This is a genomic window from Archangium violaceum (genome assembly GCF_016859125.1).
GTDB classification, from domain to species: Bacteria; Myxococcota; Myxococcia; order Myxococcales; family Myxococcaceae; genus Archangium; species Archangium violaceum_A.
Genome location: NZ_CP069338.1, coordinates 915468 through 942343, shown reverse-complemented (window position 1 = coordinate 942343; position 26876 = coordinate 915468). Strand labels below are relative to the sequence as shown.

Below are 26876 nucleotides of genomic sequence, written 5' to 3'. Positions count from 1 at the left end.
GCTCCGGACGGGGGCGTCATGCGTCTTGCACGAGGTTCTGTCTCCGTCGCCGTGGGACTGGCGACGGTTCTCGCGGGCTCCGCCTCCGCGCAGGGTGGGGGAGGCAGCATCCAGTGTGGTGACACGATCACCACGAGCACCCGGCTCACCCATGATCTCTCGTGCCCGGGCACGGAGGCTCCCGCGCTCCAGGTTGTTGGCTCGGGCGTCGTCCTCGACCTTGGCGGCCACACCGTGCGCCGCGTTGGCTCGGAGACCGGGCTGTCGGAGGGCATCCGGGTACTGGCCGACAGCACGGTGCGCAACGGTACGATCCGGGGATTCAACCGGGGGTACGTGCTCGGTGACGAGTCGTTGCCCTCCCCCTCGCAGGTAGGGCTGTCCCGGCTCACGTTCATCGACAACGGGGTCGCCGTCTACAACCGGAGTGGCAACACGACGTTGTTCTCGATCACGGACTGCCGTCTGGTCGGGAATGGCTCGGGGCTGGGCAGTGAGCAGGACGCGAGCAGAGGCACCTTCCAGGTGAGGTCGACGCTCTTCTTCGGCAACCGGCTCGCGTTGTCGGCGAACAGCCATTCCGTCGACGTGGTCGACTCGACCTTCAGCCACAACGAGACCGTCGTCTGGTGTCCCGATGGCAGCGTCTCCTTCACATCGAGCCGGCTCCTGCTGAACACGGTCGTGGGCGATATCCGGCTCGGCGAGTTCGGTTATGGCTTCTGCCGGGTGGTTTCGTTCGTCGACACGGTGCTCGCGCGCAACGGCTCTCTCGCACCCTCGAACCAGTCGGCATGGGAACCATTCGACCTCGTGCTGCGCGACTCGCGGGTCGTCGGCAACACCACGGGCCTCATGGTCCGGGCCAGGACGGTCGACATCCAGGGCAATACCTGGTGGGGCAACGAGGGCGGTCTGATCCTGGCGGACCTGCCGGAGTACGTGCCTCCCGAGCTCACCGGCACGGTGAGCGGCAATCGCTTTCTAAGCAACCGGGATGACGGTCTCCGGGTGTTGGTTCCCAGTACCCTCACGGTGTCCCGCAACGCCGCGATCGACAACTCGGGCTGGGGCATCCACGCACCAGGCGTGATCGATGGAGGCGGCAACGTCGCGCGGGGCAACGACGCAGGTGATTGCGTTGGTGTCGTCTGTACCTCCCGTTGACTCACCCACGGGTTCCAGGGCGGGGAATTGTTCGAGGGTTGTACATCAACCCACCCGACAGCCTGATTGTAGGCCTCCCGTCCGTTCTACACAGTGCCGCCCCATGCACCAGATCATCTCGTTCGCGGAGCCCGAGCGGTGGGAGCGCGCGTACGCGCAAGCGTCACGCAAGGACGTCTATTATCGCCATTCCTACGTGGACTTGTGCCGGTGCATGGGGGACGGAGAGCCCTTTCTCTTCGCGTACGAGGACGGCAAGGGCAACAGGGTCTGCTATGTCTTCATCCGCAGGCCGCTTCAGGCGCTGCCCTTCGCGCAGGACGCGCGGCTCGAGGGGGACTGGTATGACATCATCAGCCCCACCTATGGCTATGGCGGCCCGCTCTGCGCGGAGCCCCGCGAGCAGGTGCTTCGTGCGTTCAGGGAGGAATTCGAGGCGTACTGCCGCGGTGCGAATATCGTCAGCGAATTCGTACGCTTCCACCCTCTCTTGAGGAACAACCGTTTCCTCGGTGGGGCGATGGACATCGTCTACGACAGGGAGACCGTCTTCATCGACCTGAACCGCACGGAGGAGGAGCTCTTCGCCCGCTACCACCCCAACCACCAGAGGAACATCCGCAAGGCCCAGAAGAGCGGGTTGGAGTTTCGCGTCCTCGTCGCGCATGAGGCGCTCCAACACCTCGAGGTGTTCTACCGCCTCTACCGGGCGACGATGGATAAGGTGCAAGCGGTCAAATACTATTACTTCTCGATCGAGTACCTGGAGCGGCTGTTCTCTCGCTTCGGTCAGGACGCCCTGCTGGGCGCGGTCTTCCTCGACGGAAGGATGATCTCCGCCGCCCTGTGCCTGCGCGAGGGAGATACGCTCGTCTACCACCTGGGAGCCTCGGAGAAGGAGGCGCTGCACCTGGGGACAAACATCTTCCAATTCCACCACATCTCGCTGTGGGCGAGGCGGAACGGGCTTCGCGCCTTCCACCTGGGCGGAGGCCACCGGGGGAGGGATTCACTCTTCCAGTTCAAGCACCGCTTCAACCCGGAGGGCGTGCTCGAGCTCCACAACGGAATGAAGGTGCACCAGCCGGAGGTGTATGCGCGGCTGGTCGAGAGCTGGAAGCGCTACCACGCCCAGGAGCTTCCCGAGCCCTACTTCCCGGCCTACCGGACCCGGCCGGTGGTGCGCGCGGCGGCTCCCGCTCCAGTGGCGGTCCCCCTCCTCACCGGGGAAACCGCCGCGGCCATCCAGGCGTTGTTGCCGCGCCCCGACGGAAATCCCGTCCAGTTGATGGAGTAGCGGGCCGAGCCGGGCTCAGCGGTCCTCTCGCTGACGTTTGATGCGCGCCGGAACCCCGACCACCACCACTCGGGGTGGAACATCGTCGAGTACCACCGCGCCGGCGCCGACCACGGCTTCATCCCCCACGGCTTTGCCCGGCAGGACGGAGGCCCCAAGGCCCAGGTGCGCGAGGGCTCCGATCCGCACGGCTCCCCCGAGCGTTGCATTGGGCGACAGGTGGGCGAACGCGCCGATCTCACAGTCGTGCTCGACGATGGCCCCGCTGTTGATGATGGCCCCGTTCGCGACCCGCGCATCCGGGTTGATGACTGCCTGGGCCATGACGACGACACCCGCTCCGAGCCGGGCGGACGATGCCACGGCGGCGGTCGGGTGAATCAAGGTGGCCGGAATCATCCCGAGCCGTTCGCACAGCTCGTAGACGCGACACCGCGCCTGGTTCTCTCCAATTCCGAGCGCGACCCTCACGTCGGCTCGACGCGCCTCGAGCCAGGCGGCACCTCCGAGGATGGGAAGGTCGAGTACCCTCCCACCCTCCGGTACCCTATCGTCGACGAAGCCCTCGACGGTCAGACCGCAGGTCAGTGCGATGTCGGCGATCACCTTTCCGTGTCCCCCACATCCATAGATGACCAGCTTGGGCTTTGTTCTCGTTTGGGCCACTGGCATTCACCGGATCGAAAGCTGCGGCTCCGATGGGCTTAGCACCATTCACCCTGCCGTTGACACATCCGCCAGCCGTACGGGACGCCGCGTGAACATTCCCGCGGGGGACGCGCGCGGCCCCTGTCCACGTCCTTGCAGACGCACAGCCGCGCGAGTCCTCAGCGGCTGCCCGTCAGGGAGGGGCATCCGCCCATTTCCTTTCAGGTGACTCGCATCAAAGGTCCATGCTCTCGAGGGCAACTTGGAACCTGAGGTCCCTCTCTCCACCCTCTGCTGCCGGATCAAACAGGGCAACACACAGCAGTGCCCGCGCAAGCCCGGAGTGAGGAGAGCTGATGGCTCGAGGAATGAGTGAAGGGGTTCTTCCTGTAGCCGAGCGCCCGATGGAGCAGGTGGTGGGTATTCAGCGTTCCTCACCACGCCTGCGCTCGTTGCTCGTGCTCCTGTTGGACGCGACCATCACGGTCGGTGCGCTCTTCTGCGCGGTGTTGTTGCGCTTCGATGGGGAGTTGCCCGCCCAATGGCAGACGGCGTTCGAGCACAGGCTGCCCGTGCTGCTCACGGTGCGTCTGGCCACCCTGGTCTGGTTCGGGCTGCACCGCTGGTCGTTCCGCAGCTCCGGTCTCAACGAGGCGGTCCGGCTCGTCCTGGCCAACACGGTCGCCACCGTCGTGTTCGAGGCGATCCGGTCCTTCTTCTTCTTCGAGGCCCTGCCTCGCTCGGTGGTCGCCATCGAGTTCTTCCTCTCCACGGCGCTGATGGGGGCCCACCGGTTCGCCCCACGGATGGCGCGACTGTGGTACCTCGACCAGAAGCGCTCGCGGGCCCGGGGCGCGCAGCGGACCATCGTCGTCGGTGCGGGCAGCGCCGGAGACCTCCTGCTGCACGACCTCCTGCGCACGCCCGGCAGCCCCTGGCACGTCATCGGGCTCGTGGACGATGACCCGGGCAAGCATGGCTCCTTCCTCAATGGCAAGCCGGTGCTCGGCCCCATCGATGCGCTGCCGGACCTGGTGACGAAGCACCGCGTGACCCAGGTGCTCATCGCCATCCCCCGCCTGGCCCCCGAGCGCATCCGGCACATCCTGGGCCTGTGCAAGCATCAGAGCGTGGGGTTCAAGATCATCCCCGCGTCCTTCGCCTACCTCGACCAGAAGATCACCGCCGCGATGCTGCACGAGCTCAGCCCGGAGCACCTGTTGCCCCGGGACGTCATCTCCTTCGACCAGGAAGAGGTGCACAGGCTCGTCGCCGGTCGCCGCATCCTCGTCACCGGGAGCGCGGGCTCCATTGGAAGCGAGATCGCGCGCCAGGTCGCGGCGCACGCGCCCTCTTCACTCGTGTTGCTCGACATCAACGAGAATGAGCTCTACCTCCTCGTCCGCCAGCTCCAGGAGCGCCACCCGAATCTCCCGGTGAGCGCCATCGTGGCGGACATCCGGGACCAGGACCGGCTGATGCGCCTCGGGAGGGAGTACTCCCCCCAGTACGTATTCCACGCGGCCGCGCACAAGCACGTGCCCCTGATGGAGGACTCGCCCGAGGAGGCCATCAAGAACAACGTCTTTGGCACCTTGAACGTCGCACACATGGCGGACGCCTGTGGCGCGGAGCGCTTCGTGCTCATCTCCACGGATAAGGCGGTCCATCCCACCTCGGTCATGGGCGCCTCCAAGCGGCTCGCCGAGATGGTCATCCGGGACGTCGCGGCCCGTTCACGCACCTCGTTCACCGCCGTCCGCTTCGGTAACGTGCTCGGCTCGGCTGGCAGCGTGGTGCCACTCTTCAAGCAGCAGATCCAGCGCGGAGGGCCGGTCACGGTGACGCACCCGGACTGCACCCGCTACTTCATGGTCATCCCCGAGGCGGTCGGGCTCGTGGTGCTGGCGGGGCTGCAGGGCTACGGGGAGCTGTGCATCCTCGACATGGGCACCCCCGTGCGCATCGCGGAGCTCGCCGCGAACATGATCACCATGGCGGGTCTGGTGCCGGGCAAGGACATCTCCATCATCTACACAGGGCTGCGTCCGGGCGAGAAGATCGAGGAGACGCTGATGAGCGAGGAGGAGGAGCTCACCCAGCAGGTCCGCAATCGCATCAAGGTGGCCCAGAGCCCGGCTCCACCCGCGGACTTCCAGCTCCAGCTCGAGCGGTTGCGGCGGGTGGCGCAGGCGGGTGACTCGTTCGGCGTCATGCTCGCCCTCCGCAACCTCATCCCGACGTACAACCCGGCGAAGCTCCGGGCGGCCGAGCGGGTGGAGCGGTTGGAGCGCTCGTGAGCGCTCAGCGCCGGGCCGCCCGGTAGGCTGGAAAGTACTCTCCGCGAGGGGCGCCCGCCGACAGGTGGGCGTACACCTCCGGATTGCAGATGAGCTCGTGGGTGTAGAGGCGGAACCTCGCGTTCGCGAAGCCCCGTTTGAACGCCTCGAGGCTGTCGCCCGGCTGCATTCCTCCCCCCAGGTTGAGCGGCATCCCAAGCTGCCTGCCGAGCTCGAGCAACGCCGTGAAGACGTTCTTGGCTGGCGAGCGTGACAGGTACGCATCCGCCGTCCCGCCGAGGTAATAGTGCAGCACGCCGTCGCTGGAGACTCCGACCGCCGCGGAGGCCACGTGGCCGTCCGGTGCGCGCGCCGTCGCGAGCCACGCGGCGGGTGAGGAGAACAACTCCTCGAAGTACGTGTCCGGGAAGAAGTACCGGGCGCTCGCCTCGTCGCGGACCATGGTCTGCCGGTAGGCTGCCTTGAATCCCTCCCGCTCCTCGCGCGAGGCCTCGCGCGCCGGGCAGTAGGTGCTCTCGAATCCCAGCCGGACGTTGCGCCGGATCTGCCGGCGGTGCATTTCCCGGAACTCGACGGGCAGGCGAGGGTCGATGAAGAACACCTCGTTGCGCTCCGTCCCACCCGCGAAGCACTGGGGACCGGTCAGGCGGTCACGCACGAAGACGCTGACGAGCTCGGTGCCGTGCCAGTCCACCGCTTCCTTCGACACCTGGCTCAGCCCGTTCATCACCCCGCTGGGGTATCCGTACGGGGAGACGGCGTCTCGATAGGGCGTCCCCTCGATGGGCCGCACGATGAGTGGAATCCTCAGCGATCTTCCCTCGCCTCCGTCGATGACGAGCGTGTGCGTCACGCACTCGGCACGCAGGTGGTGCTCCGAGCGGAAGTAGTCCTCCGACAGCGCTGACTTCCCCTCATCGGGGACCAGGACTGCCTTCAGCCGGGTCATCGTCGTCATGTCCACCGTCGTCGTCATGACTGCTTCCCCCCCGTCCCGCGCTCTCCGCATGGGTCGCCTGAGCAGTCAGGCCCACGTCGGCTCGCACCATAGAGCGGGCAACCTGTCCTTTTCACCCTCGGGTCCAGGTTGGAATTCAAATTGTGTACACACGTTCATTGGCGCCGTGAACAGAACGCAATCCAGCGTTCCCCTAACAGAGTATCCCTCCGGTCAAGAGGCGGGCTACTCCCCCAAGGACGCCATTGATGTCTGGTTTCTGTCGTCGAAGCACCCGTGGTCTCGTCACGTCTTCGATGTTGTTCCTCTCCCTCCTGTTCGGAGCGGCCTGCGGCCCCAACGGCGAGCTGGAGTCCTCCAGTGAAGGCATTGCGCCTGGCGGCTCCGAGGCGAGCGCCGAGGCGAGCCCCGAGACGCTGCCCTCGCGGTCGGATGCGCTCACGACGCTCGCGACGCCCGCCGGGCTCCGCTCCGTCGCGGACTGGGAGAAGCTGTTCGTGAACAAGTGGAATTCGGAGCACACCTCGAGCTTCCTGCCCATGAGCACCTCGCTCGACAGCTGGCAGTTCTACAACCTCGCCTACGGCATCGACGGGAACACCGCGATGTACCGGGCCACCGGGAAGACCCAGTACCTCGACCGCGCCCTGCTCTACGTCAACAACGTGGTCAAGAACGCCAAGGTCTCCTCGTCGCTCCCCAAGAGCCAGTTCAAGGACTCGTACCTGGGCTGGGCCTCGGCGCGCTCGGACACGCTGGGGCAGGAGGTCCCTCTGTTCGAGAGCTACTGCTGGCGCTACGTGACCCGCCTGCTGCGCGTCATCCGTGAGACGCCCGAGCTCTACAACAACGCCACCTACCGCGCGCAGTACGACAAGCTGCTGGCGTTCTCCGAGAAGAACATGTTCGAGAAGTGGTTCAAGCGCGGGGCGAACAGCTACATCTACCGCGTCAATACCCACATGGCGTCGCACTGGGCCTATATCGCCATGGACCTGTCGCTCATGACCACCGACGCGACGCGGAAGGCCAACTACCTGGCCGTCTTCAACAACATCAACCGGGACCTGCCGAACTACTCGTCGTCCCTGCGCGGGCAGATGAAGACCAGCCCGGTCCTCGCGTCGGCCTACTTCTGGAGCGACAAGTGGGGCTCCACCGCCCGCCCCGGCCAGGACGTGGCCCACGGCAACGGCGTGATGGCGTACATCGTCGAGGCGCGTGACGCGAAGATGGAGTGGACGGATGCGGACGTCCGCGCCTTCGCCGCGACGCTCAACTCCGTCATCTGGCCCTCGGCCGGCAAGTACGCCGCGTACGTCGACGGCTCGGGGAGCGGCACGGGTTGGTTCAATGATGGTCTGATGAAGCTCGGCCGCTACGACACCAACCTCCAGAAGCGGCTCGAGTCGCACTCCGTCGGGAACAACACCCAGTACTACGGGAACGCCGCGCTCAACGTGCGGCTGTTGTCCGAGGCGGCCGCGAAGTAGCGAACACACCTCCCTCCCTCCCGCCCGAGTGCGCGGGAGGGGGCGGGTGGGCAGGCTCCTGGGCGTGCCGGGCCGAGTGCCCGGCACGCCCCTTCCCCAGGAGCCCCACATGCCTCAGCGCATCTACCTGTCATCGCCTCACCTGGGCAATCTCGAGCGCGGATTCGTCGACGAGGCGTTCGCGAGCAATTGGATCGCTCCGCTGGGCCCTCACGTCGAGGCGTTCCAGGAGGAGTTCGCCCGGTGCGTCGGAGCGCCGCACGCGCTCGCGTTGAGCTCCGGCACGGCCGCGCTCCACCTCGCCCTGCAACTGGTCGGGGTCTCTCCGGGTGACGAGGTGCTGGTGAGCACACTCACCTTCTCGGCCTCGGTGAACCCCATCCGGTACCTGGGGGCGTCCCCCGTCTTCATCGACAGCGAGCGCACCTCCTGGAACATGGACCCCGCGCTGTTGAGCGAGGAGCTCGAGGTGCGCGCCAGGTCCGGACGGCTGCCGCGCGCGGTCGTCGTGGTCCACCTCTACGGACAGAGCGCCGACCTGGACCCCATCCTGGCCGTGTGTGAGCGCCACGGCGTGCCCGTCGTGGAGGATGCCGCCGAGGCGCTGGGGAGCACGTACAAGGGGCGTGTCCCGGGCACGCTGGGCCGCGTGGGCATCTACTCCTTCAATGGCAACAAGATCCTCACCACCTCGGGTGGAGGGATGCTGGTGTCGTCCGACGAGGCGCTCGTCCGTCACGCGCTCAAGCTCGCCACCCAGGCGCGAGACCCCGCGCCGCACTATCAGCACTCCGAGATCGGCTACAACTACCGCCTCAGCAACGTGCTGGCGGCGATCGGCCGGGGGCAACTGCGGGTGCTCGAGGACCGGGTCGCCGCGCGGCGCAGGAACTACGAGTTCTACGTGCGCGCCCTCGCCGGAGTGCCGGGAATCACGTTCATGCCCGAGGCGCCCTGGGGGCGCCACACGCGCTGGCTGACGACACTCACCATCGACCCGGAGCGCTTCGGCGCGGACCGGGAGGCGGTGCGGATCGCGCTCGAGCGGGAGGACATCGAGGCCCGGCCCGTGTGGAAGCCCATGCACCTGCAGCCGGTCTTCGCCGCGTTCGAGCGGCGGGGAGGCGGCGTCGCGGAGGAGTTGTTCCATCACGGGCTCTGCCTGCCGTCCGGCTCCAACCTCACGCCCGACGACTTGTCGCGGGTCGTGGAGGTGGTGCGGTCCGTGGCTCGTTGCCGAGGAACTTGAACATCGTCGCGTCTCCCGCGTGGGAGATGCCCTGGCGCTGCACGACACGCAGGAGGGTCATCGCGAGAATCTTCGCGTCCAGCGCCAGGCTCCAGTTGTCCACGTACCAGACGTCCAGGCGGAACCGTTCCTCCCAGCCCAGTGCGTTGCGCCCGTTCACCTGCGCCCAGCCGGTGATGCCCGGGAGCACGTCGTGGCGCCGGGCCTGCTCGGCGGAGTAGCGCGGCAGGTATTCGACCAGCAGCGGGCGCGGCCCCACCAGGCTCATGTCGCCGCGCAGCACGTTCCACAACTGTGGGAGCTCGTCCAGGCTCGTCGCGCGCAGGAAGCGTCCGACACGGGTGAGGCGCTGCTCGTCAGGGAGCGGATTTCCGTCCGCGTCCTTCGCATCGAGCATGGTGCGGAACTTCACGAGCTGGAACGTCCTTCCTCCGCGTCCCGGGCGCACCTGTCGGAAGAGGACGGGGCCGCCCATCGTGGCGCGGATGGCCAGGGCCGTGGCGGCCATCACCGGGGCGAGGCACACCAGCCCCGCGGTGGCGGCCAGCCGGTCGATGCACTGTTTGAGGAACAGCCCCGCTCCCATCTGTCGTTGCATGTGTTTCATCCCCGTCCCAGGCAGAAGTAGGTGAAGCCGCGCGCGCGCATCCGTTCGGGCTCGAAGAGGTTCCTGCCGTCGAAGATGAGGGGCGTCTTCATGATGTGCTTCAGGCGCTCGAAGTCGGGGTGGCGGAACTCGTTCCACTCGGTGACGATGAAGAGCGCGTCGGCGCCTTCGGCTGCGGCGTAGGGGCCGGGCGCGTAGGTGATGCGGTTGCCGAATACCCGCCGCGCGCTGGCCGTGGCGACGGGGTCGTGCGCGATGATGCGCGCGCCCTTGGCCAGCAGCCCCTCGATGATCTCCACGGAAGGCGCCTCCCGCATGTCATCCGTCCTCGGCTTGAAGGAGAGGCCCCACACGCCCAGCTGGCGCCCCTCGAGCGAGGGGCCGAAGTGGCGCAACGCCTTGTGCACGAGCAGCCGCTTCTGCCGCTCGTTGGTGCGCTCCACGGCCCGTAGCAGGTCCAGCTCGACGCCCACCTCCCGCGCGGTGGCGCCCAGTGCCTTCACGTCCTTGGGGAAGCAGCTGCCGCCGTAGCCCACGCCCGGGAAGAGGAACGAGTGGCCGATGCGCTTGTCCGCCCCCATGCCCCTTCGCACCATCTCCACGTCCGCGCCCACCTTCTCGCAGAGGCAGGCGATGTCGTTCATGAAGGAGATGCGGGTCGCGAGCATCGCGTTGGCCGCGTACTTCGTCAGCTCCGCGCTGGCGGCATCCATGAAGAGCAGGGGCTTGCCCGTGCGCACGAAGGGGGCATGGAGGTCGGCCATGATGGCGCGGGCCCGCTCGCTGTCCGTCCCGATGACCACCCGGTCGGGCCTGGTGAAGTCCTCGATCGCCGCGCCTTCCTTGAGGAACTCGGGGTTGGAGACCACGTCGAACTCGACCCGGGTCACCGCGGCGATGGTGCGCCGGACCCGCTCCGCCGTGCCCACCGGGACGGTGCTCTTGTCCACCACGACGGTGTACTGGCGCAGGGCACGTCCGATCGCCTCCGCGGCGCCGAGGACGTAGCTCAGGTCCGCGTCTCCGCTCTCACCCTCGGGTGTCCCCACGGCGATGAAGACCACCTGGGTTTCCCCCACGGTGCCCGCCAGGTCCGTGGTGAAGGAGAGCCGCCCCTCGCGCACGTTGCGCACGATGAGCTCCTCCAACCCCGGCTCGTAGATGGGGACCTCGCCCGCGCGCAGCCGCGCGATCTTCTCGGCGTTGATGTCCACGCAGACGACGTCGTTGCCCGAGTCCGCGAAACAGGCCCCTGCCACGAGGCCCACGTAACCCGTACCGATGACCGAGATCTTCATGTGCGCCCGTCCTCGCCCCAACCCAAGCCCTTCTGATGGGGCCGGTACCGGCGACTCCCGGCAGCGCCGAGCGCTCGGAGCGAGCAGGATCGTAGGTGCTGCCTGGCGCGCCCACCACTCGTCCCAGGGGACTGGCCATGTGTTGGCGTACGAGCACTGGCCCGTCACCTCGACGCGGCCTCAGGGGCACCTCGTGGCGCCGTCCCCACCTCCTGGAGACCCAGGCGCCTCCATGCACGCACGGAGAGCCACGCGCTCGCGCCCAGCTCGACGAGCCAGCCCAACGCCAGGGCCCACGCCGCACCCACGGTCCCCACGGTGGGCACCCACCACGCGCTCCCCAGCGCGACCACCACGACAGAGGCGGTGAGCATGAGCGCCTGTGCCTTCAACTCCCGCGCCGCCGTGAGCCCGAATTGCAGGCTCACGCAGACGTACTCCAGCGCGGCGGCCACCATGAGCCAGACGAACAGCTCGAGGTTTCGTGCGTAGGCGGCCCCATAGAAGAGCGTCAGCGCCCACTGTCCGAAGAGCACCGCACCGGCGATGGCACAGACACCCACCAGCGCGGCCCCTCCCGTGAAGCCCGCGAGCGCTCGGCCGTAACGGCGCTGCTCTCCCGCCGCGTGGTAGCGCCCCAGCCGGGGGCTCACCGCCTGCCCGAGCGCATGGACCACCCGGCCTCCCAATGCCGTGAAGTAGGCGAGCGCGGCGAACATGCCCAGCTCGGCCTGGCCGAAGTGCGCCTCCAACATATAGCGGGGGACGTTGGGCCGCAGCGAGCTCAGCAGGGCGGTGATTCCAAGCGCATAGGCGAGCCCCAGCAGGCTCTTCAGGCGCACGCCCTGGTCGCGCCAGGACGTCCGCCACAGCAGGCTCCAGGGGCGCTCCCCACCGAACACGCGCCGGTAGGCGTGTGTGTCGAACAGGAAGAGCACGATGGCCCAGGCGAACCCCAGCGCGGCGGCTGCGGCGGCCGCGCTCCTCGTGCTCAGGAGCGCGAGCACCACGAGCACCACGGAGAGCGCGCTCTTGGCGATGATCGAGCGGGCGATGAGGCCCATCCGCTCGGCCTTCTGCAGGGCCCCGTAGAACACCTCGCTGAGGGCCTCGAACCCCTTGGCCAGCGCCAGCAGCGTGATGACGAGGCTGGAGCGCGCCGAATACCCCACCACCCACCCGATGGCACAGCACAGCAGCACGCCTCCGAGCACGTTGAGCACCATCAGCCCGAGATAGTGCTCGAACCCGTAGGCGCACCGGGCGTCGGTGGCCTGGAGCGTGCGCAGGTTCATCCGCGCGAGGAGCATCACCGGCGCGGTGATGGCCAGGCCGAGGGCGAATTCGCCGAGCAGCTCCATGGTGCCGAGCCGGGCGCAGGCCACCAGCACGCCCCATTGGGCGAGCGCGTACACGAGCCCGGCCGAGAGCGTCCACGCGAAGTTGCCCCCCACCGACCGCCGCGTCACGCCCGGCCCACCGCGCGTTGCAGCACCTCGGCGAGCCGGCGGGCCGCGGAGTCCGCGGAGAATCGCTCCCTTCCGAGCCGTCCCGCCCGCTCCCCCGCCTCGGTGAGCCACCGCGAGTCGCGCACCCTGCTCGCCAGCAACGCGCTCGCGCCAGCGACGTCCTTGGGCGGCAGGTACAGGCCGAACTGCTCCCGCTCGAGGAGCTCCGCCTGCCAGCCGCCGTAGTTGAGCGCGAGCGGCCGGCCCGCGGCGAGCGCGTCGAAGAACTTGTTGGCGGAGTTGTCCTGCATGCCCGGCACGTCGGTGAAGAGGGAGGTGGCGATGCTGGCGGCGGAGAGCACCGCGGGAATCTCCGCCTTGGGCACGCCAGGCAGGAAGAAGAGGTTGCGGTCGCGCACGCCGAGCCGCTCGGCGAGCTCGTGCAGGGCCTTCTCCTCCCGTCCGTGCCCCATGATGACGAAGCGCACCTCCGGGTCGCGTGTCAGCATGTCCGCGGCGATCCGGACGAGGTAGTCGACCCCGTTCACCAGGCCCAGGGTGCCCGCGTACAGGACCATGGGCCTCTCCCCCAGCCACGGGTACTTGCGCCGGAAGGCCTCGCCCGCCGAGGCCGGGACCTGGAAGCGTTCCGGATCGCAGAGGTTCGGGATGACGGTGATCTTCTCCGGGGACACGCCCGCCGCCTCCACGCCGGCCTTCATGCCCGGCGAGAGCGCGACGATGTGCGCCGCTCCCGCGTAGGCGGCCCGCTCGAGCATCTGGGCGGCGAGGATCGCCGGGCGGCTCTTGAGGGCGCCGACGGCGATGGGAATGGCGGGCCAGAGATCCCTCACCTCGAAGACCATGGGTTTGTTGTTCCAGCGCGAGGCGAGGATGCCCGGGACCGCGATGGTCAGCGGCGTGCTCGTGGCGAAGACCACGTCACCCGAGAGCTTCATCGCCCGGTGCGCGGAGTTGACGGCGAAGCGGCTGAAGGCGCGCATCCGGTCCGCGTACGTCATCGAGTTGGAGTAGGGCACCGGGAGCCAGTGCACGTGGATGCCGCTCTCGTTCGTCTCGCGCCATCCCTTCGTGTCCTGCGTCGGCTCGGTATCCGAGGTCACCATGTGCACCTCGTGTCCCATGCCCACCAGGCGCCGGGCGAGCTCGTAGGACCGGGTACCGCCATGCATCGCGGGCGTGGTGAAATACTGGTGAAGGTAGATGATCTTCATCTCAGGTGGCTCCATGGACGGCGGGTTGGGCAAGGGGAGGGGAGGGAACCGGCGCGGTCCTCGGGGCCGTGGTGCACGAGGACATCACCATCAGAAGGAAGAGGGCCCGGCTGTCGTAGAGGTCGCCGCTGGACTGGCTGCCGAGCAACACGAGCATCACCGCGCCGACGGTCGCTCCATCGAGGCAGCGCCGCCCTCGGAACGCCGAGAGGAGAAAGGTGAGCAGTACCCACCCGAGGAAGGCGAGGCCCAGCGCGCCGCCCTCGCAGAACACCTCGAGGAAGATGTTGTGGGGATAGACCCCCAGCCCGAGCGCGGGAAACGCCGCGAGTCCGGCCCCCGCCACCGGGTTGTCGAGCCCGAGCTCGTACGCGGCGGCATACAGGGACTCGCGCCCCGAGAGGTACACCTTGCTCTCCGAGTCACTGCCTCCCTCGTACTTCAGCGTCAGGCGGAGGAAGCGCTCCTCCATGGAGCGGTTCAGCGCCTTGCCCAGGGGCGAGAGCGTGGTCGCCACCACGACGGCGGCCGTGGCGAGCAGCGACAGGAGGACGAGCCGGCGCAGCGGGATGCGTCCCACCACGAGGAACGTGGTGACACCCGCGATGATGGCGGCCGTTCCACCCCGTGAGCCGGTGAGCAGCGCGAGGAGCACTCCGGTGGCCGCCAGCGGAATCCAGAGCCACGTCCGCCCCCGCCGGTCCCAGAAGTACAGGGAGCCGAGCGCGAGCATCCCCATGAGCCGGGCGAAGACGTTCGGTCCTCCCCCCAGGACCGCCAGCCGCGCGCCGCCACCGCTGCCCAGCAGTTGGTTCATTCCGGTGAGCGCCAGCATCGCCGTGGCCGCGACCACCACGCCCCAGAATGCGTCCAGCACACGCTCCGCGGGCTGGCGGAGCGCGGCGAGCCCGAAGCCCACGCTCATCACTCCGACCAGGACGAGGTCGTAGAGCTTCTCCAGGGCGAAGCCCGCGTCGGGCGCCCAGAGCGCACTGGTGCACAGGTATCCGAGGAACATCAGCAGCGCCGTCGAGAGCCGGGTATCGAGCCGGGTCTCGCCCGGCCTCGCCGCGCGGTGGGCCCGGTGGACCAGCCCCACGGTGGCGAGCACCAGCCCTCCCATGACGAGCCACAGCCGCAGCTCCAGGAACGGGTCCGGCTCGGGATTCGCGGAGGCCAGTCGGTGGAAGCCCCAGCGGCCCGCCAGCACGTAGAGCGCGGCGATGAAGCCCAGTCCTGCGCATCGGATCCATCTCATGGGGTGGCTCCAGCCTGCGCTCAGCTCACGGTCGGGTACTCGTACTGGTAGATGCCGCTCACGGTGCGTCCCGTCGCCGAGCGCGGCACTCCGTTGAAGACGACCCCCTTCACCAGGACGCCGTCCTGCTCGAGCCGGTGGAGGGCCGAGGCGATCTCCCTCATCGGGTGGGAGTCCGCGCGCACCACGGCGAGGTTCATGCCCGCGTGCCGGCCCACGAGCGCCGCGTCGGTCACCGCCAGGATGGGGGGCGTGTCGATGAGGACCAGGTCGTACCCGGCCGACATCCGCGCCACGAGCGCCGTGAAGGCGTCGCTCATCAGCAGCTCGGCGGGGTTGGGTGGAAGGTCGCCCGTGGACAGGAAGGACAGGCTCTGTCCGGGAACCCGCTGCACCGCTTGCTCCAGCTCGGCCGTGCCGCCGAGGACCTCGGAGAGTCCCTGGGCGCGCCCGGTCCGGAAATAGCGATGGAGCCGCCCCCCGCGCAGGTTGGCGTCCACGAGCAGGACGCGCTTGCCGGAGTCCGCCAGCACCCAGGCGAGGTTGACGGCGACGAAGGACGTGCCCACTCCCGGGCTCGGCCCGGTGATGGCGATCACGTTATTGGGTGCGTCCTTCAGCGCCAACAGGAGGCGGGTCCTCAGGCCGCGCAGGCACTCGGTGACCAGGTCGCGCGGATGGGTCCGGGCCAGGATGGTGAGCACCTCGCGCTCGGATGCCCGCTTTCCGCGGGTCCGGCGCGACCGGCTCCCGCCGAGGGGGATGGCGGCGTGGACAGGCACCCCGAGCGCCGCCTCGAGCGTGGTGGGATCCGAGACCCCCTGGCGGAGCGCCTGCCGGGCGAAGGCGTACGCGACTCCGAGCGTCAGCCCCAGCACGAGGCTGACAGCGAGCACGCCCGGCTTGCTGGGGCGCACCGGCTTGCGGGTCACCACGGGCTCATCGAGGATCCGCGCGTTGCCGGCGATGCTCGACTTCAGGACCCGGTACTCCTGGGCCTTGTTGTTGAGCTGGAGGTACAGCTCGGTGGCGACCGTCACGTCCCGCATGAGCTGGGCCGACTTGAGCTCCGCGCTCGGCAGGCTCTTGAGCTGGGCATTGATGGATTCCCGGTCGGCCCGCAGCCGCTCCAGCTTCCGGCTCGTGGCGACGAGCACCGGATGGTTGTCGGTGAAGCGCTGTCGTAGCTCGGAGCGCTCGAGCGAGAGCGCGGAGAGCGACTTCTCGATATCGACGCTTCGCTCCAGGATCGCCTGGGCCTCCAGCCCGATATCGACGCTCCCCTTCCCGGCGCGGTGGGCGCTCAGGGCCGCCTCCGCGCGCTCCAGCTCCTCGCGCAGGCCGGGCAGCTGGGTGTCGAGGAACGCCAGCGTCCTCTCCGCCTCCTCGCTCCTGCGCTCGACATTCTGGCGGACGTAATGGTGCGCGATGGCCTCGAGCGTCGCGGAGAGCCTCGCCGGCTCCGGCCCCTCGAGGACGGCGGTGAGGACGCCGGTGTTGGTGCCCTTCTCGCTCAGACGCAGTGCGCGCTGGAGCTCCTCCACCACCTCGAGGCGGGAGCGCCGGGTCACCCAGAACCGGGTCCCCGGGCGGGCCTCGAGCTCGGAGACGAGGAGCTCCACCTGCTGGGCCGAGCCCGGTGTCGTCGCCGCCAGCGCGCCCACCTGCCCGTTGAGGAGCGGGTGGGAGTCCGGGTCGAGGAGCGTGTAGGAACCGGCCTCGCCCGCCACGAGCTCGAGCGGGACGTCCTCCAGCTCCGGTGGCACGCTCACCCGCTCCACCTGGATGCGCTCTCCTCCCCAGGCGAACTGCTCCAGGTACCACCGGGGTTCGGCGAGGCCCGGCCCCTCGTGCTCGCGGGCGAGTGCCGCGCCCAGCAGCGGAAAGTGTCGCGGAGTGGCCACCACGTCCAACCGGAGCTCGTCGACGACCCTCCCCAGCAGTGCACGTGAGCTGAGGAGCTCCATCTCCGTGGACGTCTCTCCGGAGAGATCCGCGAGCAGCTCGTCGAGCTCTCCGAGCCGGTTGGCCTTCTTCTCGATCTGGAGGACGGTATTCGCGCGGTAGATGGGCGGCGCGGCGAGCATGTACAGGACACCGCCCACGAGCGTCAGGGCGAGCATCGCGACGATCGACCAGCGGCGCTCAAGCAGGATGCCCAGGTGCCGGCGCAGATCGAGCTCGTCTTCGGGTGCTCCGGGGCTGGCGCGGGTGGGAGCCGCGCGGCTGGGGGGGCTCGTCATGGGGGCGGGTATATGACCGCCCTGTTCCCCATATCTATTGCCTGCCAGAGCATCTGAACTGTTGGCTGGATTTGACTGATGATGCGATTCCAACGTGTCAAGTTGTGCGGCGAGACGAACACAACGTCGTGTGGTTGAAGTTGGAACTGCGTCGCGAGCAGGAGCGCATCCGGCGAGCTGGCATCGAGTTTGTAGATGGTGGGCCGCTCGAAGCTCCCGCGGATGACATAGACCTTCGCCGGGTTCGAGCTGACCGGATCGAAGCCCTCGGTGTCGCCGATGGCCTCCGCGAGCGTCATCCGGCCCTTCACCATGACGCGCGAGGAGGGCTTGCGGACCTCTCCGAGGACGAAGACCTTGTTCCGGCTCCGGTCGGAGACGTGGACGATGTCTCCGTCCTGCAGGAGCCAGTTCTGGCTGATGTCCCCCTGTTCGTAGAGCGCCTGTAGATTCAGGGTGAAGGTCTTTCCGCCCCGGGTGAGCGTGACGTCACTCAGGTCGGCCTCCAGGGTGGGCCCTCGTGCCTGGCTGATGGCGTCCTGCACCCTCAGGGGAACGTCCGTGATGGGGATGCTGCTGGGGGCGACCACCTCTCCGGTGACTTGGACCTTCTGACCCCGGAAGCCCACCACGCGCACGTCGAGCTGCGGCTTCTCGATGACGTGGGTCAGCCGTTGCGTCAGCAGCTCCCGGATCTCCCGCAGCGTCTTTCCCGCGACCTGGACGACCCCGGCATGGGGGAAGAACATCGTCCCATCGGCGGACACCGGGTGGCCGGTGGACTCGGGGGAGCGGAACTCGCCCGCTGGGATGGTGAGCTCGGGGTGGTCCCAGACGATGACGCTCAGCACGTCATGCGCGGTCACCCGGTAGTTGTAGTCCGCCGCGAGCTCCGCCAGCGGATCCTTCAGCGGGGCGGGCCGCATCCGCAGGCGCGCCTCCTGTTGTTTGCTCAACAGGGCCGCATCGATGGGAACGATCTCGAATGCGTCATCGGTGCCCGAGTCTGCCTTTCCGGCGTACCGCTCTCGGAACGCGCCCTCGTCCATATACATGCCGGGACCCCATGCACACGCGCTCGTGCACAGCACCCAGGCCAGTAGCAGGACGCGCCTCATCGATCATCTCCAGAGGCTCCCGGAGGTTCCCCCGACCCCGAGAAGCCGGTTGAACACGATCATCGAGGGGGGGAGAGAAGGACGTTTTGCCTCGAGGCCGAGGGATTGTTCCGATCCGATGGGGCGCATGCAAACACATGCGCATCGGGGGTGTCCGGAAGGCGACCCTCCAGGGCGAGTCACGTATCAGCGGTGGGCAGGAGCACGCGGAAGCAGGTGCCCTTGCCCACGGTACTCTCCACGGTGAGCTCTCCCTGCATCGTGGTGACGAGTCCGTGGCAGATGGCCAGCCCCAGGCCCGCTCCCACGCCCACGGGCCGGGTGGTGAAGAACGGATCGAAGATGCGCTTCAGGTTCTCGGGAGGGATGCCCTCGCCGGTGTCCTGGATCTCGATCACCACCTTGCCGCCTTCCGCGCGCACGCGGGCCTCCACGCTGTTCTCCCCCGGCGCTCCCTCTGGGATGGCCTGGGCGGCGTTGAGCAGCAGGTTGAGGAACACCTGCTCCAGGTACGCTTCGTTGCCGCGCACCAGCGGTACCTCCACCGGCTCCCAGAGCAGACGGGCCCGGTGCCGGAGCTCCGGCAGGACCATGCGGATGGACAGCTCCATCGCCCGCCGGACATCCGCCCGCTGCTCCGCGCCCGTGTCATCCCCTCGCGCGAAGGTCTTCAGGTGTCCCACCACCTCGCGGATGCGCGAGGTGCCCTGTTGCGCCTCGGAGAGCGCCTCTTCACACTCCTTCAGCGTGGACTCCAGCCGGGCGAGCTCTGGCACTCCCGTGGCGCCAGCCAGGGCCTGCCGTACCTCCGCGAGCCCCTCCGCCACGAAGTTGAGATTGGAAGAGAGGTAGCCCAGGGGGTTGTTGACCTCGTGCGCCACCCCCGCGGCCAACGTCCCCAGCGCCGTCAATCGGTCCGCCTGGAGCAGGCGCAGCTCGAGCGTCTTCTGCTGGGTGATGTCCCGGATCAGGTAGGCCACGCTCTTCCGTTGCGGCACCAGCATCGCGTCGGCGCTGAACCAGCGGCGCCCACCCGCCATCTCCAACGAGTACTCGAAGCGCTCGGGCTGCTCCCGCTCCAGCACGCGTTGGATGCTCGCCATGAACAGGGCGGAGACATGGGGATCGACCACCTCGGAGAGGGGGCGTCCCAGCAGCTCCTCCCGGGGCTTCGCGAGCAGTTCGTCGGATCGGGTCCACGCCGTGAGGTAACGGCCCTCGGCGTCGAACTCGAAGATGATGCTGTCCGTGAGGTGGAGCACCACCCGGAGCCGCTCTTCGGCTGTTTCCAAGAATAGGGGCAACGAATCACCGGGGCGCGAAGAGGGCGGGAGGCTCAATCGACGAGCGCCTGATAGACGAGCTGGCGCAGCTGTGAGCGGAGTGGGTAGGTGCTCGAGGGGAGCAGTTGGGTCATGAAGACGACGGTCAGGTCCTCCTCCGGGTCGACCCAGAACCCGGTGCTCGCCATGCCGCCCCAATGGTATTCGCCCACGCTCGTCAGGGTGCGGTAGGCGACGGGGTCGACGACCACGCCGAAGCCGAGCCCGAACCCGACTCCGTCGTACCGTGTCTCCGCGAACAGCGGTCGACCGAAGGCGGTGAGGTCCGCCCCCCCGGGCAGGTGATTGCGCGTCATGTAGTGGAGGGTACGCGGTGAGAGCAGCCGCGCGCCCTCGAGCTCGCCGCCGTTCAGCAGCATCCAGGTGAAGCGCGTGTAGTCACGCGTCGTCGACACCAGTCCGCCACCGCCCGACAGCCAGGCGGGCGGCTTCGTCACCTTCTTGCCGAGCGTGTCGGCGCGGACCGCCCGGATGGGCCCGGAGGAGGGCGTGTACAGCGCGGCCAGGCGTCCCTGCCGGTCCTCGGGACACCAGAACGCGGTGTCCTTCATTCCGAGCGGCTCGAAGATGCGCTCGGCGAAGAACGCGTCGAGCGTCTGTCCGGAGACGACCTCGACGAGCCGGCCGAGCACGTCCGTGGCCACCGAGTAGTTCCACTCCGCGCCGGGCTGGAACGCGAGTGGGAGCTCCGCCCAGGCTCGGACGCACGCGGCCAGATCGAAGCCATCGGGTGCGTCGGTCTCGAAGCCGCGGAGCCGGTAGAGCTCGTCGGTGACGTGCACCCGGTGGAAGCCATACGTCAACCCCGCGGTGTGCGTGAGCAGGTGCCACACGCGGATGGGTTCGGTCGCGGGCACGGTGATGGGGCGGGCCGCGGGCCCCGCGACGTAGACGCGCGGCTGGGCGAATTCGGGCAGCCACCGGCTGACGGGGTCGGAGAGCTCGAACGCGCCCTGCTCCCACAGCATCATCGCCGCGACAGAGGTGATCGGCTTCGTCATGGAGTAGATGCGCCAGAGGGTGTCCGTCTCCACCGCGCGATGGGCCTCCCTGTCGGCGAGCCCATACGACGTCAGGTGCGCGACCTTGCCGTGGCGTGAAACCATCACCTGCCAGCCCGCGAGTCGCCCGTCGTCGACGTACCGGCGGAAGTGTGTATCGATGCGTTGCAGTCGCTGTGCGTCCAGGCCGACCTCTCGCGGGTCGATGTCGATGCCGAACTCCTTCATGTGTTGATTCTCCTCGTGCGTCCGATTCCGTTACACCGCGCCGAATTCCGGCCGGTAGCGCACGATGCCGGGCCGCGTACCAAGAAATCCTTCGCGAAGCTCCAGGGCCATGAAGGCTTCGTCAGGGCACTCCACCTCCCACCTCAGGCCGAAGCGGCTCGCGCGTGCGAAGCCGAAGCGCGGGTAGTAGTCGGGATGTCCGAGCACCACGACGGCTCCGTGCCCGGCCTCGCGAAGCCGGTCGAGTCCGGCACGAATGAGCTTCGAGCCGATGCCGTGTCGCTGGTGGTCCGGAAGCACGGCCATGGGAGCCAGGCCCACGGCGACGTCACGGTCGCCATTCCTGTCGAGCTCGACGGGAGAGAAGAGGATGTGCCCGACGAGCTGCCCGTCCACCTCCGCGACGAGCGACAGCGTGACGCCACCCGCGGCGCGAAGCGCATCGACGAGCGCTGCCTCCGCGGCTCGCCCGAAAGCGAGCGTGTTCACGTGCCGCACGGCCTCGACGTCCTGGGGTTGTTCTGTCCTCACGAGGGCTTCGCTTTGCATGGAATGCCCGACTAGATCAGGTTCGAGCGTCCGACAAGCGCCCTCCCCGGGGGCGTGGCCTGTCTTGTTTCCAGCAGAAGTCCCGGGAGTTTCCTGCGAGTGCGGCTCCCCATGGCCAGCGTAGCGCCGCGAGTGCGGGAGGTTGCACGGGAAAGCGGACGATGTAGGGATGGATGCTCTCTCTGGCCCTGGTCGCATGTGGGGACGGCAAGAAGAGGAGCCCGGAGCCGCCTCCCTCTCTCCCTGTCGTGCCTATGTCCGGCAGGCGGAGGCCTGCGTGGAGATCACACCCCGGGGCTGCGTGCGCCAGCGCACGGAGGGCTCACGCCTCGCGGCAATTCCGCGGGGGGCTCCGCACCGGAATGAGCCGCATCGCCTGGGTTCAGCGGGGGCATCTGCCACAATCCTTGCAGCTGCTGGCGCGGTTGCTGTTGCCGCAGAGCTCGGAGGGCTGACAAATGCCGTCACCGCACGTGGAGATGTCCTGGGGGCGGATCCGGGTGGTGATGGCGGGGTAGGTGATTCCTCCGCGGGTGCACTGCGTGAAGTACGTCCCCGTGGCGTCATGCTGGCAGCTGGTGTGGCAGCTGCCGATATGGGTGAGCGGCGGGCACGTGTTGGGGGCCCAGAGCGCGCAGGCGCGGAAGCTGCTCTGGTTCGTGCTCAGCAGCCCCTGATCATTACCGACGAAGAGCCCCTCGTCGTTGAAGAGGTTGCCGAAGAAGCAGGCTTCCCGCAGCGAGTAGTTGTTCAGCTCCGATGCCGTGTAGGGGATGCGCTGCCCCATCGCGCTCATGCCCAGGAGGGAGACGGTGACGTTGCGCCCGTATTTGTTGACGAGGGCGGCCAGGCACGCGCTGACGACCTGCTGTTCCCTCAGGGTCACGGGCGAGCCGCTGGCCCAGCTCGGCGCCAGCCCCAGGCCGCCGGACCAGGTATAGGTGATACCGCCATGGGAGTACGTCCGGGTCTGACCGGGCGGAACGGCGCACCGGACGAGGTACTTCATGAAGAGGTTGGATTCCTCCGGGTGCCGCTGGAACCATGCGGAGAAAACGCTGCTCGACAAGCCATTGAATGCGAGGCCATTGAATGCGAGGCCATTGAATGCGAGCCCGTTGAATGCGAGCCCGTTGGTCGTCAAGCTATTCTCCATCTCGAGGTCCTGGACCGTGTGGCCGGGCTTCCGGGATGGAGCGGTGGGCATTTCCTGCACGCCACAGCCCCCCGTGAGTGTCAGCAGGAGCACTCCGAGCAATTCCATACGCTTCATCTGGCTTCTCCCCCCGAGCCCGAAGTGGACACCCTGTCCCTGAGAGGTCCGGAAACGAAGTTGGGCTCCAGGAGAATTTCTCACCAATCCTGTAAATCGAATACGTACGGGTGGCCATTTGACACCACTTCGTTGTTCACGAACGGCCATGGCGTGAGCTGACGGACAGTGACCAGACCAGCCGACTCGACGAGGCGACGATTTGCGGATTGAGCCGGGTGGGGGGGCAGGCGCATCCCCGAACGAATCGGTGCACCTGAAAGTACTTCCTCGGCGCGGAGATCCAGTCGGACGTGATCGAGCGCACCTGCATGCTCGGGTCCTTGGGGGGGAACTTCCGGGGCGGGGGGCGAGTACGTCTCCGTCGGGATCGAAGACGGGCAATGGTATCTGACCGGGGGCTCGATGCAGACGGGGCTGCTAGGAATTGAACCCGGAAGGGCCGGGTTCGACGTCGACGCCATCGAGTGCGGCTTCTGAGGAAGTGGACCCGCCGGGATTCGAACCCGGGTCTCTCGGGTGCAAACCGAGAATTCTCCCGCTGAACTACGAGCCCAGAAACGTGAAGCGGGTGACGGGATTCGAACCCGTGTTGCCGGTATGGGAGACCGGTGTCCTGCCACTGAACGACGCCCGCGTTCGAAAAAACGAGAGGCCGGGTTCCCCTTCGGGAACCCGGCCTCTGGTCGACAGCGCCTCGGGAGGGAGGACGCGTCGACATTCAGAGACCGGATGGACTGCCGCGATACAGCCGGGGTCCGGCGGAGAAGACCGGAGCGGGGGCCAGGTTCATCGCATTCTGCTTCGTCACCGTTGCCATGAGCACCGCTCCTTTCAGCGAGAAAAGACGCGGCGGGAAATGCTTCCTGACAGCCCACGAATCATCCCTGGGCGCTTGGGGCTCGGCGGATCACCGAGAGCCTGCCGGACTCGTCATCCAACGGCTCGGTTGCAGGCGGTCGGCATTGGGCGCACTCTGCGCGGCCATGATTCAAGACTTCGAGCGCACGATGACCGAGCGGCTCCTGCTCCGCCGCATCCAGGAGGGTGACCTGGACGCGGTGTTCACGCTGCATGGAGACCCGGAGACGAACCGGTTCAATCCCTCCGCGGCCCTGCGCTCCCTGGACGCCGCACGCGAGCTGTTGGCGCTGTGGCTGGGAGACTGGGCGCGTCACGGCGTGGGGTACTGGGCCGTTGAGCGGCGCGACATGCCCGGGACTGTCGTGGGCTTCAGTGGCGTGCGCCACAAGGAGCTCGAAGGACAGAGGGTGCTCAACCTCGCCTACCGGTTCAGTTCCCGGTCGTGGGGGTCGGGGTATGCGACGGAAGCGGCTCGCGTGGCCCTGTCGTTGGCCCGGAAGCACGTCCCCGACGTTCCGGTGGTGGCCATCATCAACCTGGAGAACGTGCCCTCCCTCCGCGTGGCGGAGCGGCTCGGGATGCGGCGCGACCGGATCATCGACTACGAGGGCATCGCGAGTGCCGTGTATTTGGCGGCGTAGACGGGCAGGGTACTACCGGGGCTTCAGAGCCGGAACACGTCGGCGAGCACGCCGTCCGGCTCGTAACGGCGCTGGGGCGAGGGGGTGTCGTAGACGACGAGCACGGAGTCGTTCGGCGCGAACCAGGAGAACACGGCCACGCCCTCGGCGTTGTCGTCCCTGCTCCCGTTCTTCAGGTCGAAGAGCGGCTCCAGCACGCCCTTCTCCTGCGGATGGAGGGTGTCTCCGGAGAGCAGCAGGCCCTTGTGCAATCGGAACAGCCGGATGGGTCCATCCACTGGCATGGTGGGCCCCGCGAGGATGAGCAGGTCCTCTCCATGGCGGCACAGCTCGCGGATGCCCAGGCCGTCCAGATCCAGGAAGTGTTTGTGATAGGGGCTGCCCTTCTTCGTCCGCCGGGGCGCCAGCAGGCCGTTGCCCACCTCCTCCACCTCCAGTTCCAGGATGACGGCGTAGCCGCGCAGCACGGGGCCCCGGAGCCCGAGGAAGATCCGGTCCCCATGGACGGCGAGCCCCTCGATGTCCAGCCCGTTGTCCTTGCTGGGGATGGCCAGGGCGCCGTCCGGGTCGTCCGGCGAGGCGGGCGCGAGGAAGGGCCCCAGGTGGGGATCCTGGCGCAGCAGCTCCACGAGCACGTTCACCCCCGGGCCCTCCCGGCCCTCCGTGCGCATGAGCTTCGCCGGGCGGGCCGAGCCCGACGCGGACTCCGGTAGCGGCACGCGGGCGAGCAGGAAGCGCCAGGGCTGGTGCTCCACGGTGGCCAGGCGCTCGAGATCCTTCACCATCGTCTTGCCCTTGGGCTTCTTGCGCTTCGCGCTGTGCGAGCCCACGAACCACAGGTGTCCGTCCTGGAAGTCCAGCGCCTCGATGTCCACCTCCTCGCGGACCTCCTCCCCGAGCAGGTCCGCCATGACGAAGTGCCGGTGCTCGCCGAAGACACGTGGGTTCACCGGGGAGAAGCGCTCGAGTGAGTGGTGCTCGTCCGAGGCCACCCAGAGGCCACCGTCGGCGGAGAAGACCGCCGCGGAGAGATCTTCGTGAAGCTCCTCCTTTCCGGCGTCGAAGCGCAGCAGGACACGGCCGAGGAGAGGGGCAAGCAGCATGAAAGTCCTCCAGAACAGGAGCCTTCCGCTTAAGCACGTCCATCGAGTGAGGCAACCGGGGCCTCGAAGATGCGTGCGTCATGGCCGCGGGCGAGCATGCCTCCAGTGTAGCCGGAGGAACACAGGCCGCGAGCAGCTGTCATCCCATGGAAACGGCCGAGCGGAACCCGCGCGGGGTCCAGTAGGATTCACCGGCTTCCCGTCCATTCGTCACCTCGGAGACCGCAGATGATCGCCCCTGGACCCACGATCGAGACCGCACGCCTCATCCTGCGCCCCACGGCGCTGGAGGATCTGGAGGGCTTCGTGACCCTCGCGGGGGATCCGGAGTCCGCGCGCTTCATCGGAGGCGTCCAGCCCCGCTCGATGGTCTGGCGGGCGATGAGCGCGATGGCGGGTTCGTGGGCGCTGCAGGGCTTCGCCATGTTCTCCGTGCTGGAGAAGTCCACGGGCCGCTGGGTGGGCCGCGTGGGTCCGTGGAAGCCGGAGGGCTGGCCGGGCACGGAGGTTGGCTGGGGCCTGATTCGCGATTGCTGGGGCAAGGGTTACGCCACCGAGGCGGCGACGGCCTCCATCGACTGGGCCTTCGACCATCTCGGATGGACGGAGGTCATCCACTGCATCGCTCCGGAGAACACGCCGTCCCAGGAGGTCGCCCGCCGGCTGGGTTCGCGAGTGAAAGGCCCGGTGAAGCTGCCACCGCCCTATGACACCGCAGTCATCGAGGCCTGGGGGCAGAGCCGCGAGGAGTGGCGGGCGCGACGGAAGTGAGGCTCGTCCTCTAGCGCCACCCTTCGTGGAGTGGCGCGACCCGGGCCTTGGTCTGGCGGAGTGCCCACCCGCCCTGGATGGAGCTGGCATGTCCTCGTGGAGACGTCGCCCGCTGCCGCTCCCGCTCCTCGAGGGCCTCCAGGGGAATTCGCACCCCAACGAAATACGCGTTGACGGAGCGCAGCGCATTCGCGAAGTCGGGGAGCCATTCGCGCTCGTAGAGGATGTAGTCCTCGATGACGTTGTTGCCCTGCTCCGCGAACGCCGCGATGGCATGGTGCATGCCTGCGATGACTCGCTGCCCCTTGGGTCCGAAACGCAGCGTGAAGAGTGGCGAGCCGTTCTCGTCCATGGCGGGCGCGCCATTGAGCACCTGCTCTCCATCAGGATGCGAGCCCATGAAGTAGCGCGTCGGCAGCATGGCGACGAGGATCGAGTCGATCCCCATTGCCAGGTAGGGCTCCTCGAGGAGCTCCTGGAGCTTCTTCTGGATGCTCGTCTTGCCCGCGACCGAAGGAGCATTCAGCACGATGACGTTTCCGCTCAATTGCATGGGCTCCTCGCTGATGGGAATCTACACTCAGACCTGTCAGTGGATTGGGTCGAGCGCCGTCCGATGTTATTCATGAGGGGAACACCCCACGCCCCCAGGGCGTGTGCCCGGAGAACGCCTATGGATGTCCAGAACAAGCTCCTTCAAGTCGAGGCCGTTCTTCCGGGCAGCCCTCCGGCGCGCTGACGTTTCCTCTCGCTGACGGAGTCCCTGCTCTGCCCGACGGCCTCC

The 26876-nt window shown here is 67.9% G+C and carries 21 protein-coding genes, 2 tRNA genes and 1 pseudogene; 7 read left to right on the top strand and 17 right to left on the bottom strand.

All coding sequences use genetic code 11. The features are described 5' to 3' along the window. The first annotated feature begins 18 nt into the window (after positions 1–18). Together JQX13_RS04060 and JQX13_RS04055 are read left to right on the top strand one after the other, a co-directional pair. Entirely contained in the window at positions 19–1167 is a 1149-nt protein-coding gene (locus JQX13_RS04060) for a right-handed parallel beta-helix repeat-containing protein (protein WP_203407760.1), read from the top strand. 103 nt (positions 1168–1270) lie between these two features. Continuing rightward, positions 1271–2464, top strand: coding sequence for a lipid II:glycine glycyltransferase FemX (locus tag JQX13_RS04055; protein WP_203407759.1), 1194 nt, complete (start codon positions 1271–1273; stop codon positions 2462–2464). A 27-nt stretch (positions 2465–2491) separates the two neighbouring features. On the opposite strand, the pseudogene JQX13_RS04050 reads toward JQX13_RS04055, so the two are convergent. Beyond that, positions 2492–3136 (bottom strand): annotated as a pseudogene (locus JQX13_RS04050) (acetyltransferase); the annotation flags it as partial. 332 nt (positions 3137–3468) lie between these two features. Between JQX13_RS04050 and JQX13_RS04045 the strand changes: the two are divergent. Next, complete coding sequence (locus JQX13_RS04045) at positions 3469–5412, top strand: nucleoside-diphosphate sugar epimerase/dehydratase (RefSeq protein ID WP_203407757.1); 1944 nt, start codon at positions 3469–3471, stop codon at positions 5410–5412. Positions 5413–5416: 4 nt separating this feature from the next. On the opposite strand, the gene JQX13_RS04040 is transcribed toward JQX13_RS04045, so the two are convergent. Further along, complete coding sequence (locus tag JQX13_RS04040) at positions 5417–6388, bottom strand: GNAT family N-acetyltransferase (RefSeq protein WP_203407756.1); 972 nt, start codon at positions 6386–6388, stop codon at positions 5417–5419. Between the two features lie 278 nt (positions 6389–6666). On the opposite strand from JQX13_RS04040, the gene JQX13_RS04035 reads away from it, so the two are divergent. Both JQX13_RS04035 and JQX13_RS04030 read left to right on the top strand, forming a co-directional pair. Continuing rightward, positions 6667–7863 carry a hypothetical protein gene (locus JQX13_RS04035; protein ID WP_239014524.1) on the top strand — a complete coding sequence of 399 codons (1197 nt, stop codon included), beginning with the start codon at positions 6667–6669 and terminating at the stop codon, positions 7861–7863. 109 nt (positions 7864–7972) lie between these two features. Continuing rightward, on the top strand, positions 7973–9112 hold the full coding sequence (locus JQX13_RS04030) for a DegT/DnrJ/EryC1/StrS family aminotransferase (protein WP_203407754.1): 1140 nt from the start codon (positions 7973–7975) through the stop codon (positions 9110–9112). Here the strand turns inward: JQX13_RS04030 and JQX13_RS04025 are convergent. The 13 genes from JQX13_RS04025 to JQX13_RS03965 all read right to left on the bottom strand — a co-directional run bounded on the left by JQX13_RS04025 (position 9045) and on the right by JQX13_RS03965 (position 23350). Then, a complete protein-coding gene (locus JQX13_RS04025; RefSeq protein WP_203407753.1) occupies positions 9045–9710 on the bottom strand; it encodes a sugar transferase in 666 nt (221 codons plus the stop codon). The genes JQX13_RS04030 and JQX13_RS04025 overlap by 68 nt on opposite strands. Before the next feature lie 5 nt (positions 9711–9715). Continuing rightward, positions 9716–11017 carry a UDP-glucose dehydrogenase family protein gene (locus JQX13_RS04020; RefSeq protein WP_203407752.1) on the bottom strand — a complete coding sequence of 434 codons (1302 nt, stop codon included), beginning with the start codon at positions 11015–11017 and terminating at the stop codon, positions 9716–9718. A 164-nt stretch (positions 11018–11181) separates the two neighbouring features. Then, positions 11182–12486, bottom strand: coding sequence for a lipopolysaccharide biosynthesis protein (locus tag JQX13_RS04015; protein WP_203407751.1), 1305 nt, complete (start codon positions 12484–12486; stop codon positions 11182–11184). Beyond that, entirely contained in the window at positions 12483–13700 is a 1218-nt protein-coding gene (locus JQX13_RS04010) for a glycosyltransferase family 4 protein (protein WP_203407750.1), read from the bottom strand. The genes JQX13_RS04015 and JQX13_RS04010 overlap by 4 nt, the downstream gene beginning before the upstream one ends. Before the next feature lies 1 nt (position 13701). After that, on the bottom strand, positions 13702–14958 hold the full coding sequence (locus JQX13_RS04005; RefSeq protein ID WP_203407749.1) for an O-antigen ligase family protein: 1257 nt from the start codon (positions 14956–14958) through the stop codon (positions 13702–13704). 20 nt (positions 14959–14978) lie between these two features. After that, the gene (locus JQX13_RS55250; protein WP_203407748.1) at positions 14979–17201 is read right to left on the bottom strand and encodes a polysaccharide biosynthesis tyrosine autokinase; all 2223 of its coding nucleotides are present in this window, start codon (positions 17199–17201) and stop codon (positions 14979–14981) included. Further along, the gene (locus tag JQX13_RS03995; RefSeq protein ID WP_203407747.1) at positions 17198–18319 is read right to left on the bottom strand and encodes a polysaccharide export protein; all 1122 of its coding nucleotides are present in this window, start codon (positions 18317–18319) and stop codon (positions 17198–17200) included. The genes JQX13_RS55250 and JQX13_RS03995 overlap by 4 nt, the downstream gene beginning before the upstream one ends. A gap of 179 nt (positions 18320–18498) precedes the next feature. Continuing rightward, positions 18499–19611, bottom strand: a complete 1113-nt coding sequence (locus JQX13_RS03990) for a sensor histidine kinase (protein WP_239014523.1) — start codon at positions 19609–19611, stop codon at positions 18499–18501. Positions 19612–19655: 44 nt separating this feature from the next. Beyond that, positions 19656–20891, bottom strand: a complete 1236-nt coding sequence (locus JQX13_RS03985; RefSeq protein WP_203407745.1) for a serine hydrolase domain-containing protein — start codon at positions 20889–20891, stop codon at positions 19656–19658. Positions 20892–20921: 30 nt separating this feature from the next. Beyond that, entirely contained in the window at positions 20922–21422 is a 501-nt protein-coding gene (locus JQX13_RS03980; RefSeq protein ID WP_239014522.1) for a GNAT family N-acetyltransferase, read from the bottom strand. Positions 21423–21822: 400 nt separating this feature from the next. Next, entirely contained in the window at positions 21823–22713 is an 891-nt protein-coding gene (locus JQX13_RS03975; RefSeq protein WP_203407743.1) for a hypothetical protein, read from the bottom strand. 485 nt (positions 22714–23198) lie between these two features. Continuing rightward, a tRNA-Ala gene (locus tag JQX13_RS03970) sits at positions 23199–23269 on the bottom strand. A 10-nt stretch (positions 23270–23279) separates the two neighbouring features. Beyond that, positions 23280–23350 (bottom strand) — tRNA-Gly (locus JQX13_RS03965). 349 nt (positions 23351–23699) lie between these two features. Here JQX13_RS03965 and JQX13_RS03960 point away from each other — a divergent pair. Further along, entirely contained in the window at positions 23700–24218 is a 519-nt protein-coding gene (locus JQX13_RS03960) for a GNAT family N-acetyltransferase (protein ID WP_203407742.1), read from the top strand. A gap of 23 nt (positions 24219–24241) precedes the next feature. Here the strand turns inward: JQX13_RS03960 and JQX13_RS03955 are convergent, their stop codons facing one another. Further along, on the bottom strand, positions 24242–25321 hold the full coding sequence (locus tag JQX13_RS03955) for a DUF3616 domain-containing protein (protein WP_203407741.1): 1080 nt from the start codon (positions 25319–25321) through the stop codon (positions 24242–24244). A 228-nt stretch (positions 25322–25549) separates the two neighbouring features. Between JQX13_RS03955 and JQX13_RS03950 the strand changes: the two genes are divergently transcribed. Further along, on the top strand, positions 25550–26092 hold the full coding sequence (locus JQX13_RS03950) for a GNAT family N-acetyltransferase (protein ID WP_203407740.1): 543 nt from the start codon (positions 25550–25552) through the stop codon (positions 26090–26092). A 10-nt stretch (positions 26093–26102) separates the two neighbouring features. Here JQX13_RS03950 and JQX13_RS03945 read toward each other — a convergent pair whose 3' ends face one another. Then, positions 26103–26645 (bottom strand): chloramphenicol phosphotransferase CPT family protein, encoded by a 543-nt coding sequence (locus tag JQX13_RS03945; protein ID WP_203407739.1) that lies wholly within the window; start codon positions 26643–26645, stop codon positions 26103–26105. Positions 26646–26876: the final 231 nt, after the last annotated feature.